Source organism: Bradyrhizobium barranii subsp. apii (assembly GCF_011516635.5).
GTDB lineage: Bacteria > Pseudomonadota > Alphaproteobacteria > Rhizobiales > Xanthobacteraceae > Bradyrhizobium > Bradyrhizobium barranii.
Genome location: NZ_CP096255.1, coordinates 9,314,224 through 9,327,666 on the forward strand (window position 1 = coordinate 9,314,224; position 13,443 = coordinate 9,327,666).

Annotated in this window: 9 protein-coding genes and 2 pseudogenes; 1 reads left to right on the forward strand and 10 read right to left on the reverse strand. The window is 61.3% G+C overall.

Annotation, left to right across the window (positions count from 1 at the left end):
- Positions 1–231: 231 nt before the first annotated feature.
- Entirely contained in the window at positions 232–1,068 is an 837-nt protein-coding gene (locus HAP41_RS44445; RefSeq protein WP_166072738.1) for an SDR family NAD(P)-dependent oxidoreductase, read from the reverse strand.
- 499 nt (positions 1,069–1,567) lie between these two features.
- Between HAP41_RS44445 and HAP41_RS44450 the strand changes: the two genes are divergently transcribed.
- A complete protein-coding gene (locus HAP41_RS44450) occupies positions 1,568–2,911 on the forward strand; it encodes an IS1380 family transposase (RefSeq protein ID WP_166053720.1) in 1,344 nt (447 codons plus the stop codon).
- Positions 2,912–3,238: 327 nt separating this feature from the next.
- Here HAP41_RS44450 and HAP41_RS44455 read toward each other — a convergent pair whose 3' ends face one another.
- The 9 genes and pseudogenes from HAP41_RS44455 to HAP41_RS44495 form a co-directional block, all read right to left on the reverse strand.
- Positions 3,239–4,582: an IS1380 family transposase gene (locus HAP41_RS44455; RefSeq protein WP_166065068.1), complete on the reverse strand. Its 1,344-nt coding sequence runs from the start codon at positions 4,580–4,582 to the stop codon at positions 3,239–3,241.
- A gap of 190 nt (positions 4,583–4,772) precedes the next feature.
- Entirely contained in the window at positions 4,773–4,985 is a 213-nt protein-coding gene (locus tag HAP41_RS50855; RefSeq protein WP_224580978.1) for a group II intron maturase-specific domain-containing protein, read from the reverse strand.
- A gap of 102 nt (positions 4,986–5,087) precedes the next feature.
- Positions 5,088–5,525 (reverse strand): annotated as a pseudogene (locus HAP41_RS44465) (transposase); the annotation flags it as partial.
- A gap of 418 nt (positions 5,526–5,943) precedes the next feature.
- On the reverse strand, positions 5,944–7,170 hold the full coding sequence (locus HAP41_RS44470) for an IS91 family transposase (protein ID WP_166061603.1): 1,227 nt from the start codon (positions 7,168–7,170) through the stop codon (positions 5,944–5,946).
- A gap of 20 nt (positions 7,171–7,190) precedes the next feature.
- Positions 7,191–8,051 carry a tyrosine-type recombinase/integrase gene (locus HAP41_RS44475; protein WP_029085027.1) on the reverse strand — a complete coding sequence of 287 codons (861 nt, stop codon included), beginning with the start codon at positions 8,049–8,051 and terminating at the stop codon, positions 7,191–7,193.
- Positions 8,052–8,265: 214 nt separating this feature from the next.
- Positions 8,266–9,101: pseudogene (locus HAP41_RS44480) on the reverse strand (IS5 family transposase).
- Between the two features lie 835 nt (positions 9,102–9,936).
- Positions 9,937–11,247, reverse strand: a complete 1,311-nt coding sequence (locus tag HAP41_RS44485) for an IS1380 family transposase (protein WP_224580572.1) — start codon at positions 11,245–11,247, stop codon at positions 9,937–9,939.
- A 354-nt stretch (positions 11,248–11,601) separates the two neighbouring features.
- Positions 11,602–12,408: a glycoside hydrolase family 12 protein gene (locus HAP41_RS44490; protein WP_166072609.1), complete on the reverse strand. Its 807-nt coding sequence runs from the start codon at positions 12,406–12,408 to the stop codon at positions 11,602–11,604.
- A gap of 684 nt (positions 12,409–13,092) precedes the next feature.
- On the reverse strand, positions 13,093–13,392 hold the full coding sequence (locus HAP41_RS44495) for a hypothetical protein (protein WP_166072566.1): 300 nt from the start codon (positions 13,390–13,392) through the stop codon (positions 13,093–13,095).
- Positions 13,393–13,443: the final 51 nt, after the last annotated feature.

Here is a 13,443-nt window from a genome sequence, read left to right on the forward strand (position 1 = left end):
ATCGGCCTCCCCTGGCACCTTGTTCGGGTTTGCGAGCGTTTCTTTGCATGTCATGCTCGATCTAGCGCCAAGTGTTGACGAGATGACATAGAAGGGTAACACCTTTTCATGGCACGAGGGTAACTCACAGGGCCTCGATCTCAGCTTTTGCGGAATGGGTGCGTAACGTCGGCGTGAACGCAAGTTCCACTACTTCGGTTCAAATCAGCTACCTTGCTGGGCCTCGCCGTTTCAAAGATGTTGCCCACCATTGATCGGCACCTCGGCGCCGGTGACATAACTTGCAGCATCCGAACATAGGAAAAAGATGACCTTGGCCACTTCATCGGGTGTTCCCACTCTGCGCAGCGGAATGCTTGGCACGAGACGCGCTTCCGTGTCGAGCGACAACATACTCGTCTGTATTTCGCCGGGTGCGATCGCATTCACGCGAATGCCATGCGGCGCATAATCGTGGGCCATTTCTCGTGTCAGACTTGCAAGCGCAGCTTTCGACGTCGCATACGCACTACCGGCAAATGGGTGCACACGCGAGCCCGCGATGGACGTCACGTTGACGATCGATCCTGACGCAGCTCTCAGCTCCTCAAACAACCCTTGCGCCAGCATTATCGGAGCCACCAGATTGAGATGGAACACCCTCATCCAGGTTTCGGATGAGGTCGTCAACGACGTCAGCCGGCCACCATTGGACGATTTCGGCGAGACGCCGGCATTGTTCACCAGCGCGTGCAACGGTGCGCCCGCCAACCGTTTCTTGACCTCGGTGATCACGCGCGGCAGCATTCGATGATTGCCAAGATCGACTTGGACATGATCCTCGTTCCCTGACTCCCACGGGCACCGCTCGCGATCGAACGGTTGGCGCGCGCAAGAAATGATCCGCCAGCCCGCCTGCGAAAACAGCTTGGCAGTGGCGTGACCGATCCCGCGTGAGGCGCCGGTCAGCAACATCGCCTTCTTTTCTCCCCGGTGGACGCCGGCGTGGCAGGCATGCACGGGACAACCCGACTGTGTTGCAGACAACAGACCTCCGACCATATCGTCATTTGGCAGATCGAGACCCACGCCAGCCTCCCATCCTGTAGCACCGTTGGCGGACACGTAGCAGGATTTGGGCCATCGCTATGCACGCAAACGCGCCCCGCTTTTGCGTCCTAATGTCGCGCTCGCGTAACAGCTGGAGACTTGGCGACAAGGCGCGTATGCATTGCGACAGCGACGGCTTATCACCTACAAAATGCCGCGCGCACTCGCCCGCGCTACGCGATCAGGGCGTAAAGCACGCCCCGCCTTGCTGGCTCGTAGCCTGACCAGCGAGTGGATGGACAGCGTCTCTCGTCCGAGCAACTATCGGTCAGGATCGCTTTTGCAATGTACGGCCGCATCAACTTGTACAGAACATGACGTAACCAGCTTCATACGTCAGGTTCGCCCGTCACTAGCCCGTCTTATTCGTCAGAGGGCGCCTGAGAGGCTGGCGAGCGTGGTGTAAAGCGCTGATGCGGCGTAGGATTCGGTTGCAAAGCCAACCCCATCACCTTCAGCCGCGAACACCACGCCCGCCATGACCGACGATACGATTCTGCCCTTCTCGTTTCCAGCCGTTCACGCCAAGAAAGTCACAGCTGCCTTCGATGGCGGTCGGCTGACCTCGAACGGGGGCGTGATGCTTCTGGCGATGGCCGAGCGGCGTCTCGGCTTGGCCGACAATTTGGCCCGGGTGTTCCCGGATCGGCGCGATCCGACGCGGGTCGTGCACAGCCTGGTCGATATGTTCCGCGCGCGCATGTTCGCGATCTGCTGCGGCTACGAGGACGCCGACGACCTCGATCATCTGCGGTCCGATCCCGCATTCAAGCTGGCCTGCGGACGGCTGCCGGACACGGGTCGCGATCTGTGTTCCCAACCGACGCTGTCGCGCCTGGAGAATGCTCCGCGCCTGCGCGACGTGATCCGACTGACCTACACTTTGGTCGACGCATGGATGGATAGCTACCCGCGCGAGCCGGCATCCGTCACGCTCGACATCGATGATACCTGCGATGTCGTCCACGGCCATCAGCAGCTCTCGCTGTTCAACGCTCATTATGACGAACGCTGCTTCCTGCCGATCCACGTCTACGACACGGAGAAGAGCCGGCCCGTGGCGGTCGTGCTGCGGCCCGGCAAGACGCCGGGCGGCGTCGAGGTGCGTGCCCATCTGCGCCGCCTGGTACGGCATATCCGGACGCGGTGGCACAACACGCGAATTACGTTCCGTGGCGACGGGCACTATGCCCGGCCGGAGGCAATGGCGTGGTGCGAGACCAACGGCATCGACTACATCTTCGGTCTGTCCGGCACCAAGCCGCTCGCCAGAAAAGTCGACGCGGTCGCCGACGACATCCGCACGCGACGCGCCATCGAGAACCTGCCGGTTCTGCGCGGCTATACCGAGACGCGCCACAAGGCAAAGTCCTGGGATCGCGAACGACGCACCGTCGCCCGTATTGAGGCGACGATGCTCGGCCTCGACATCCGCTTCGTCGTCACCAGCCTCGATGTCGGCTCGGCCGAGTGGATCTACGACAGCCTGTATTGCGCGCGCGGCCAAGCCGAGAATCTGATCAAGCTGCATAAGACGCAGCTCGCCTCCGATCGCACCAGTTGCCGTTCGGCGCTCGCCAATCAAGTCCGCCTCGTTCTCCATACCGCCGCTTATTGGCTGATGCTGACCGTGCGCGACGCCATTCCCAAAGTCCGGGAATTGGCCACTGCCGAGTTCGCGACGCTGCGTCTTCGGCTCTTGAAAATCGCCGCCCGGGTTGTCGAGACCAAGAGCCGCATTCGCCTTGCGTTCGCCGCGGCATGTCCCGAAGCCGACCTGATCCGCAGCTTGCCCGGCGCGCTGCTGCCGCTCGGTCCTTGACCGGTGGGGCGTCCGCCCGCGTTCACCCAACCCATCCCTCAAGCGCGTTGCAAAGTACCGGTCGTCAGGCGGTGAAAAGCCGAAGGCAATCCTGTGCGCCTCGTCAGCGGAGGTGTGCGGATGCACCAGTCGGACCAAAATACCGCGCTCTCACGAATAGGGCGGGCTAACCCGATCTATTCACGAGAGCACGGTCGTTCTTGACGTCTGACTGGGGCTGGCGGCTGGCGTGGGTGACCGTCCGGCCTTTTGTCACCGGGTTCTACATCAAGCTGTTTTGTACGCGTTGGAGGAGTGGGGCGGGTGAGCGGGCGCAGGCCCGGTCGGTTACGGGCCGAGCGGGAGCAGCGCGCCGGGCAAGCTGCGGAAGAGGTCGGCTTCGGGGCATGCCGCGGCGAACGCAAGGCGAATGCGGCTCGCGGTTTCGACGACCCGGGCTGCGATTTTCAAGAGACGAAGACGCAGCGTCGCGAACTCGGCGGCGGCCAATTCCCGGACTTTGGGAATGGCGCCGCGCACGGTAAGCATCAACCAATAAGCGGCGGTGTGGAGAACGAGACGGACCTGGTTGGCGAGCGCCGAACGGCAACTGGTGCGATCGGAGGCGAGCTGCGTCTTATGCAGCTTGATCAGATTTTCGGCTTGGCCGCGCGCGCAATACAGGCTGTCGTAGATCCACTCGGCCGAGCCGACATCGAGGCTGGTGACGACGAAGCGGATGTCGAGGCCGAGCATCGTCGCCTCAATACGGGCGACAGTGCGCCGTTCGTGATCCCAGGACTTTGCCTTGTGGCGCGTCTCGGTATAGCCGCGCAGAACAGGCAGGTTCTCGATGGCGCGTCGCGTGCGAATGTCGTCGGCGACCTCGTCGACTTTTCTGGCGAGAGGCTTGGTACCGGACAGACCGAAGATGTAGTCGATGCCGTTGTTCTCGCACCACGTCATGGCCTCCGGCCGAGCATAGTGCCCGTCGCCACGGAACGTAATTCGCGTCTTGTGCCACCGCGTCCGGATATGCCGTATCAGGCGGCGCAGATGGGCACGCACCTCGACGCCGCCCGGCGTCTTGCCGGGCCGCAGCACGACCGCCACGGGCCGGCTCTTCTCCGTGTCGTAGACGTGGATCGGCAGGAAGCAGCGTTCGTCATAATGAGCGTTGAACAGCGAGAGCTGCTGATGGCCGTGGACGACATCGCAGGTATCATCGATGTCGAGCGTGACGGATGCCGGCTCGCGCGGGTAGCTATCCATCCATGCGTCGACCAAAGTGTAGGTCAGTCGGATCACGTCGCGCAGGCGCGGAGCATTCTCCAGACGCGACAGCGTCGGTTGGGAACACAGATCGCGACCGCTGTCCGGCAGCCGTCCGCAGGCCAGCTTGAATGCGGGATCGGACCGCAGATGATCGAGGTCGTCGGCGTCCTCGTAGCCGCAGCAGATCGCGAACATGCGCGCGCGGAACATATCGACAAGGCTGTGCACGACCCGCGTCGGATCGCGCCGATCCGGGAACACCCGGGCCAAATTGTCGGCCAAACCGAGACGCCGCTCGGCCATCGCCAGAAGCATCACGCCCCCATTCGAGGTTAGGCGTCCACCATCGAAGGCAGCTGTGACTTTCTTGGCGTGAACGGCTGGAAACGAGAAGGGCAGAATCGTATCATCGGTCATGGCGGGCGTGGCGTTCGCGGTTGAGGTGATGGGGTTGGCTTCGCAACCGAATCCTACGCCGCATCAGCGCTTTACACCACGCTCGCCAGCCTCTCAGGCGCCCTCTCGCGAATAAGGCGGGCTAACCGATGTGCGTCTAACTGTGATTTTTGCGGATGGCGCGCCGACAACACGCAGATGGGGCGCGTAACTATCGATGAAGAACTTGCCGATATTCAAACTCAATATTTGCTTGAGAAAGGTGTTCAGGATTCCGAGCCAGCTTTCGCAAGAACAGCGAAGCACCGGTTTTGTGGAGCCGGAAGCGCTTGTACTTTCGCATGATCCACGCCTTCAGCTTCTGATTGACGTAGTCGACCAGAGAGAACAGCGCTGAACGGCTGAACCGACCATAATAACCTATCCACCCCGGAGGAGCGGATTGATCTGTTGGGCAAGCTCAGCCAGCGTCCCCGGCGTTTGCCGGGGAATGTGCAAGCTTCGGATCGTTGCTCGCATGGCCTTCCAGCCGGCCCGGATCAAGTCCGGCCTGCCAGGATTGCCAACGCTGGCGCCTACGAGAGACGTCGGCGCGCGCTTGTTCGAGGGCGAACAATGTTTTTTTTGAACCGCAGTCCTTCCCCGGCGCAGGAACAGCCAGACCGCGTTGTGTGAGACCTTGCCCCCCCCGAGCTGCCAGTTCCGCCTTCAGACCATGCAGCGTCAGGTGCGGCGTCTGAGTGATCCGCTCGACAATGAAGGCACGATGCGGATCAAGCACGGGCTTGCGGTGACCGCCCATCTTGCCAGGCGCAACCGAGCCGGTCGCCCGCTGCCGCTGTGACCACTTCACAACCGACGAGACCGCAACACCAAACCGTTCCGCCACAGATCGGCAGCTCTCGCCCGCTAAAACCGACGCCACCACACGCTCGCGAAGATCCAGGGAAAGAGGTCGGGTCATGCGATGCTGGCCTCCAATCCAGTCAGCACCTTGAATCATAAACCGCCAAAAACCGGAATCTGGAGGGTTCTGTGAGGTCGCGCTCACGCGAGGGCGCGGCAGGCGCTTATGACGCGACCTCATTGAAGCCGGATTGAACGAAGGCGCGGGAGGCTATTCGCGGTTTTGCAGCTATGGGGATTGTTCGAGATCGCCATGCCCGATCTGCTGGCTCGGCGCGTGAGGCAGAGACACAGGAGTGCGCATCCTGGAAGAGTTGAGATCAGACGCGCTTCGCCTGAGATCGCGATAGGCCTTTTGCTGCATCGGACGGTTGTTGTCGCGCAGTGTGACAGCACGGATTCGACATCGTCCGCGATGATCGAGACGCTGGGAGCGAAATGACGAATGATGATCGTCGTGCACGACATGACTTGGCTCACGATGTGTCGCATCGGAACGGTGATGTTCGAGGGCTGGGGCGTCTGAAGCTATGTCGAAAGCGCTCAATGATGCGCATGACGCCACCACAATCGGGACAGGCAGGAACCTCGGCCCAGGTTTGAGCCTCCGAATCCACAGGCGACGGCTGGCCATCGTTTGGGGCTGTTCGCTCATGATCGAGAAGTTCGCGGCAAAGGGCGAGCTTGGCAGCGCGATGGCGGTTGGCCATGAAGCCGAAGTGGCGGATGCGGTGGAAGCCGTCAGGCGGCGTATGAAGCAGGAAACGGCGAATGAACTCATCGGGCTTGAGATTCATGATCTTTGTCGCGCTGTTTTGGCGATAGTCCTTCCATGAGAAGGCGACATGATCGTCGTCGAGTGCGACGAGCCGGCTGTTGGCGATCGCGACGCGATGGGTGTAGCGGCCGAGATAGGCCAGGACCTGTGCGGGTCCGCCGAAGGGCCGCTTGGCGTAAGCAACCCAGTTGATGCGTCGCATGGCGTCGAGGTGGGCCGCAAAGGCAGCCGGCTCGGCCAGAGCTCCGAGATCGCCGAAGAAACGCAAGGCACCGGAGTTGAAGGCTGCCGACAGACGTTTGAGAAAAAGTGTGCGAAATAGTCTGGACAACGGTTTGACGGCCAGGAAGAAGTTCGGTCGGCAAGCGGTCCAGCGCGCGCCATCGGGCGAGAGGCCGCCACCCGGAACGACGCAATGGACGTGGGGATGATGCATCAGCGTCTGTCCCCAGGTGTGGAGGACGGCGACGCCGCCGATCGCACCGCCGAGCCGGCGTGGATTGGCGGCGAGCGTCGTCATCGCCTCGGCGGCAGCCTTGAACAGGATGGCATAGACGACGGCCTTGTTCTGGAAAGCGATCGCGGCGATCGGTGCGGGAAGTGTAAAGACGACGTGGAAATAGGGAACCGGAAGCAGGTCGGCTTGACGCGCGGCGAGCCACGCGGCTCGGGCTCTCCCCTGACACTTCGGACAGTGCCGATTGCGGCAGGAATTATAGGCAACGCGTGTCGTGCCGCAGTCGTCGCAAGCCTGCATGTGGCCGCCGAGCGCCTCGGTCCGGCACGCAACGATCGCGCTCATCACGCGCCGCTCGACCCGCCCCAGATGACCGGCATGTACACGGCGATAGGCGTCGCCATGCCGGCGCAGAATATCGGCAATCTCGATGGCGGGCCTGTTGGAGCGGATGTCGGAGCGGGTCATGACCCGCATCCCGCTGCGGGTCATCCAGGTGGCGTCACCTCCAGCGACAGGCGATCGAGCGGGCTCTGCGTCGCTCGGATCGTATCGGTGGCGACCTGCGTGTAGCGCGCTGTCGACGACAAATTATTGTGCCCGAGCAAGACCTGGATGATCCGGATATCGGTTCCGTTCTCGAGAAGATGTGTCGCGAAGCTGTGGCGCAGCGTGTGCAGCGTGACGCGCTTGGTCAGGCCCGCAGCCTTCACCGCCGACCGGCAGGCGGCATGCAGCACGGTCTGATCGATCGGATGATCTTCGTCACGACCAGGGAACAGATAAAGCCGCGGCCGGGCGAGCCGCCAGTAGGTGCGCAGGATGCCCAGCAGCTGGGGCGACAGCATCACGTTGCGATCCTTCGCGCCCTTGCCGTGGCGCACCTGGATGACGCCGCGGGCGCTGTCGATGTCTTCGATCCGCAGTCCCGCAACCTCCGAGGCCCTGAGCCCGGCCGCATAGGCGGTGGTGAGCGCGGCGCGGCTCTTCAGGCTCGATACCGCTTCAAGAAACTGAACCACTTCGTCGGCGCTGAGAACGACCGGCAGCTTGCGCGGTTCTCGCGCATAGGGAATGCGCTCTGGGATGAGCGCCTCGCCGAGCGTGACGCCGTAGAAAAACCGTAGCGCACAGACGATCTGGTTCAGCGCCGGCCATGAGATGCCGGTCGAGACCAAATGCACCTGGAAGGCGCGGACGTCTTCCAGCTCTAACCGGTCAGGCGATCGGCCAAAATAGCGGCTGAACTTCGAAACCGCGCTGATGTAGGATCTTTGCGTCGCCGGCGACAGATTGCGGACGGTCATGTCTTCGATCATGCGGCGGCGAAGAGGGCTCAAATCGGCCATCTCGATACTCCTGTCTGAGGGGGTGGGCTCCAACACCCACATCCTCTCAGCCAGGAGGCGATCTATGCCACCTTGCCCCCTACGCCGCGGCAGCGGCTTCGTTCAATCCCTAGAGTCCACACCGCCTAGGGTTGCACGTTCAAAAACAAGACGCGATGAAAACATCGTGCGGCACCTTTCCGCGCGATGAAGTCTTAGAGTCTGTCCGGAAAGATTACCTTGGATTGCATAGCTTTCGCAGCATGAGTCGGATGGAGGCCAGCTTGAGAAAGGCGAGCGCCCTGTGATTGAAGCATTCCCAATCTTTGGACAGTCTTCGGCATCGCCCGAGCCAGGCAAAGGTACGCTCGACGATCCAGCGTTTGGGCAAGACGACGAAACGGTGAGCCTGATCGGAGCGTTTGACGATTTCGAGGTTCACGCGCTTCAGAGCGCTACGCAGCCCCTTCTGGAAATGTGGCCCTTGATATCCGCCGTCGGCGTAGAGCTTCAGAAGAAAGGGATAGAGGCCGAACAACGTTGCCATCAGGAGCACGCCGCCGTCGCGATCCTGGATGTCCGCCGCATGCACGATGGCGTGCATCAAGAGGCCTTGCGTGTCGACGAGAATGTGCCGCTTCTTGCCCTTGATCTTCTTGCCCGCGTCGTAGCCATGGAGATCATGAGGCCCCCTTTTTCAGCGCTTTTCACGCTCTGGCTATCGATGATGGCGGCGGTGGGAGAAGCCTCGCGCTCGGCCCTTTCGCGACATTCGACATAGAGGGCGTGATGAATTTTATCGAGCGTGCCGTTCCAGCTCCACAGATCGAAGTAGCCATACAGCGTCGAGCGCGGCGGCAGGTCCTTGGGGATCGCGCGCCACTGGCAACCTGTGCTCAGGATGTACATCAGCCCGTTGGCAATCTCGCGCAGGTCCACCGTACGCTTGTTGCCGCCGCGCTTGGCCGGCGGGATGCGAGGCGCGATCAGCGCCCACTCCTCGTCGGTCAAGTCGCTCGGATAGCGCAGGCGGCTGCGGTCGTAGCGTGCACGGTTCTCGGTAGTCCACATTGGCGGCGCGTCCCCATCGAATCAGGCCGCTCACCTTGAATCACAACCGATTCATTCGACTCAACATGTTTTGGAACAGACACTTAGCGGTTCCGACGCTTGTCATCGAATTCCATCACCGCTCAGGAAGAGTATCCCTTGCAGATATCGGGAATGAACTCTTCCGCGCGGAAGCCCGGAGTTTCGCTGAACTGACGCTTGGGGCCGGCTTTCCGGATCGACATCACCGGATCGGGTGACTTCGCTTGACCCGCCGCAAAACACCACCAGCATTTGCATGCTGAAGCCGCGGCAGCGGAGCCGCATTCGCACCGGCATCTCCACGCGCCGCTTCGCCACAAGCATTCGCACTATCCAGATTTGCATTATCGACATCAACACTGTTGCGACTACGCTCTCCGCAGATAACGGCTGCTTCGCGACGGCTCGGGTCCGAATCGGACGAAGGCGATACATCGCATCACCTTCGCAGATAGCGGCTGAACCGAAAACGCTGCGTGTTGCCGCTGGGGGTAACATGATCGTGCCGCTTGGAATCGACCAGGTCGAACTCGGGTCCGAGCGCGGAGGCGCGGCAGCGCAATGGGACGCAGAAAATTAGGTCCACGCCTTCCGGGATCGCAGACCTCGTCAGCTTCTCGAAAGTTTGCCCGATTAGGCTGTTTAGCCGGTCCTATTCGTGAGAGTGCGTTTTTTTTGGGTCCGATTGATGTGGCCACACATCTGCTCTGACGAGGCGCGCGGGATTGCCTTCGGCTTTTCACCGCCTGACGACCGGCACTTTGCAACGCGCTTGAGGTGTAGGTTGGGCGAACGGGGGCGGACGCCTCGCCGGTCAAGGACCGAGCGGCAGCAGCGCGCCTGGCAAGCCGCGGATCAGGTCGGCTTCGGGACATGCCGCGGCAAACGCAAGGCGAATGCGGCTCGTGGTCTCGACGACACGGGCAGCGAGTTTCAAGAGACGAAGACGCAGCGTCGCGAACTCGGCTGTGGCCAATTCCCGGGCTTTGGGAATCGCGTCGCGCACGGTCAGCATCAGCCAATAAGCGGCGGTGTCGAGAACGAGGCGGACTTGATTGGCGAGCGCCGAACGGCAGCTGGTGCGATCGGAGGCGAGCTGCGTCTTATGCAGCTTGATCAGATTCTCGGCTTGGCCGCGCGCGCAATACAGGCTGTCGTAGATCCACTCGGCCGAGCCGACATCGAGGCTGGTGACGACGAAACGGATGTCGAGGCCGAGCATCGTCGCCTCAATACGGGCGACGGTACGTCGTTCGCGATCCCAGGACTTTGCCTTGTGGCGCGTCTCGGTATAGCCACGCAGAACCGGCAGGTTCTCGATGGCGCGTCGCGTGCGGATGTCGTCGGCGGCCTCGTCGACTTTTCTGGCGAGCGGCTTGGTGCCGGACAGACCGAAGATGTAGTCGATGCCGTTGGTCTCGCACCACGCCATTGCCTCCGGCCGGGCATAGCGCCCGTCGCCACGGAACGTAATTCGCGTGTTGTGCCACCGCGTCCGGATATGCCGTATCAGGCGGCGCAGATGGGCACGCACCTCGACGCCGCCCGGCGTCTTGCCGGGCCGCAGCACGACCGCCACGGGCCGGCTCTTCTCCGTGTCGTAGACGTAGATCGGCAGGAAGCAGCGTTCGTCATAATGAGCGTTGAACAGCGAGAGCTGCTGATGGCCGTGGACGACATCGCAGGTATCATCGATGTCGAGCGTGACGGATGCCGGCTCGCGCGGGTAGCTATCCATCCATGCGTCGAAGGCGCGGAGCATTCTCCAGCCGCGACAGCGTCGGTTGGAACACAGATCGCGACCCGTGTCCGGCAGCCGTCCGCAGGCCAGCTTGAATGCGGGATCGGACCGCAGATGATCGAGGTCGTCGGCGTCCTCGTAGCCGCAGCAGATCGCGAACATGCGCGCGCGGAACATATCGACAAGGCTGTGCACGACCCGCGTCGGATCGCGCCGATCCGGGAACACGCGGGCCAAATTGTCGACCAAGCCGAGGCGCCGCTCGGCCATCGCCAGAAGCATCACGCCCCCGTTCGAGGTCAGCCGACCGCCATCGAAGGCAGCTGTGACTTTCTTGGCGTGAACGGCTGGAAACGAGAAGGGCAGAATCGTATCATCGGTCATGGCGGGCGTGGTGTTCGCGGCTGAAGGTGATGGGGTTGGCTTTGCAACCGAATCCTACGCCGCTTCAGCGCTTTACACCACGCTCGCCAGCCTCTCAGGCGCCCTCTGACGAATAAGACGGGCTTTAGAGGCCTTGACCGCGAGGGCCGGCCGTCAAGCAGTCGACGCGAGTGATCCTTCCAGCGAAGCCATCACCGAACGCGTACAGAACGTCCGCGACATTTCATCAGAGGCTGGTGCGGCGGGAATGTGTCCATTACGGCCGCGAGCGAGACGGTAAGCGCAAGCTAGGCCGTCAGCCAGCGTGGCTCATTGGCATAAGCGCAGCTCACCTTGCCGCCCGCACACGGATCTTCACTTCGAGGTCACAGACCAGTTGTTGAAATTGAAGTTCTTTCCCCCCGGGGACGAGGTAATCTCGACGCCGTATTGGACGCTACCGACGTTTATGTCGCCAAAGTACCCCTTCGATTTGATCCACTGCAGGATACTCTTGATGTCCACTGTCCCGCTGTTGGTCTTCGAAGTGCGCAGCAATGAGATGACCTTGTGACCGTCGGGGCCTTCACCTTCAAAAACGTTCCAAGTCGCTCCGCCTACATTGACATTGCTGTAGACCGGAATCGCCGCACCGGAAGGGGCATAATGATATGAAATGGGCTTAACGTTGCCGCTCCCGTCCGAGTTTCCGGTGTAGTTTGTCCAGAGCATTACCTCATGCTGGTTTGAGCTGTCCCAGATATCGTAGGCGACATCCCAGGCGCCGCCAGTAGGAACCTCCTGATTGAAGCTCGAGCTCAGAGTGTTGATTGAACTGAGCGGTTTCCCGATACTAAAAGCCTCGTGCGGATAGCTCTTGATGCCCGGCGTATTAGGCTGGTTCGACCATACGCTCCACCGGTTGACGCCACTCACCGAAATCGTCTGAGGCCCAGGGCGCGGACCCCATACGTCGTTGTTCCAAGAGTAGCCATCGCGTGAAAAGCTTCCGTATGGAGCGCTCGAACTCCAAATCGGAGCCTGCGCCGATACAAGCGCGGCAGATGATAATGACCCGGCTTCATTCGCGGCCTGCCTAAATAGATCATGATGCTCCTGTGTCCGGACGTGCCCCGGTGGGGACCCTTGCGCGCCGCCACCGCTTATCCGATTGGAATCCATAAAGCTCTCCTTTCGATTATAATAACAAAGTCTCCTGCAGATCCGCCCAGCGGGGACCCTAGTTCAGCATAGGCGGCATTGGCATCTTGAGACCGGGTGCGAATGCTAGGAAGGTTGGCTTTCGAGAAGCTGACGAGCTCAAGGAGAAAGGCGGAGCCACGCCCGGGTTTGCCGTCTTTCGGATGACAACAGCCTGCTGAGACAGTGGCAACGATCCACTGGATGACGAACCTAGTTCGAACATACTTAGAGCGAACGTCCAACAAAGAGTGTGGTGCTCTCGTTCGACTTACCGAAGTTCGCAAATTTATGGGTAATGCCGTGACTCCTTCTAAAGGTCGGATTCGCCTGGTTCGTTCATGGGGGGACTCTTATATCTCATAGCCAGACGGTCTAACCAGCGCTGGCGCGCAGTCGGTTGTTCGTCCGTGGCGGGCGACGGCTTTCGTCCACGCTGCCTCTACCCTGAATGCGAACTGACCGAAAGTACGCGGCAAGGTGAGGCCGTCAGGCGGCCGCGTTCCATGGCATAAGCGCATCGATTTCGCTGCTCGGCCAGCCGTTTGGCAAGCGCACGGTCGAACGGATCTGAGCCGGCATCGCGCACAAGCGCAACAAGGCCATTGATACCCTTGCGGAAGTCGACTGGATGGCTGGCGAGGAACACCTTCACACCAGAGGGGATCATGCCGAACGGGCCGCGCGGATCACCCGCTGCAAGTACGCTTCGTCGATATCCACGCCGGCACGCACGACTACCTCGCCTTTGGCAATCTCGATCACTGCGCCTTCCACAGACGCCACCACAACCTCGCAACTCGAGTGCCGCGAGCGATAATGCCGCTCGGCCCGAGCGTCAACGCGCCAGGTGTCCGCGACAATCTGCGCCTTCAAATCATCTGGCCACTGTTTCCGGCCGCCGCCGGCGTACACTTCTATGCGCGGTGACAACGGTCGTCTTATGTCGTCCGAATGGTCGTCCATTGTGAGCACCCTTGCAGAAGATGACTCTTCTAACGGCGCTCACAGGTCTAC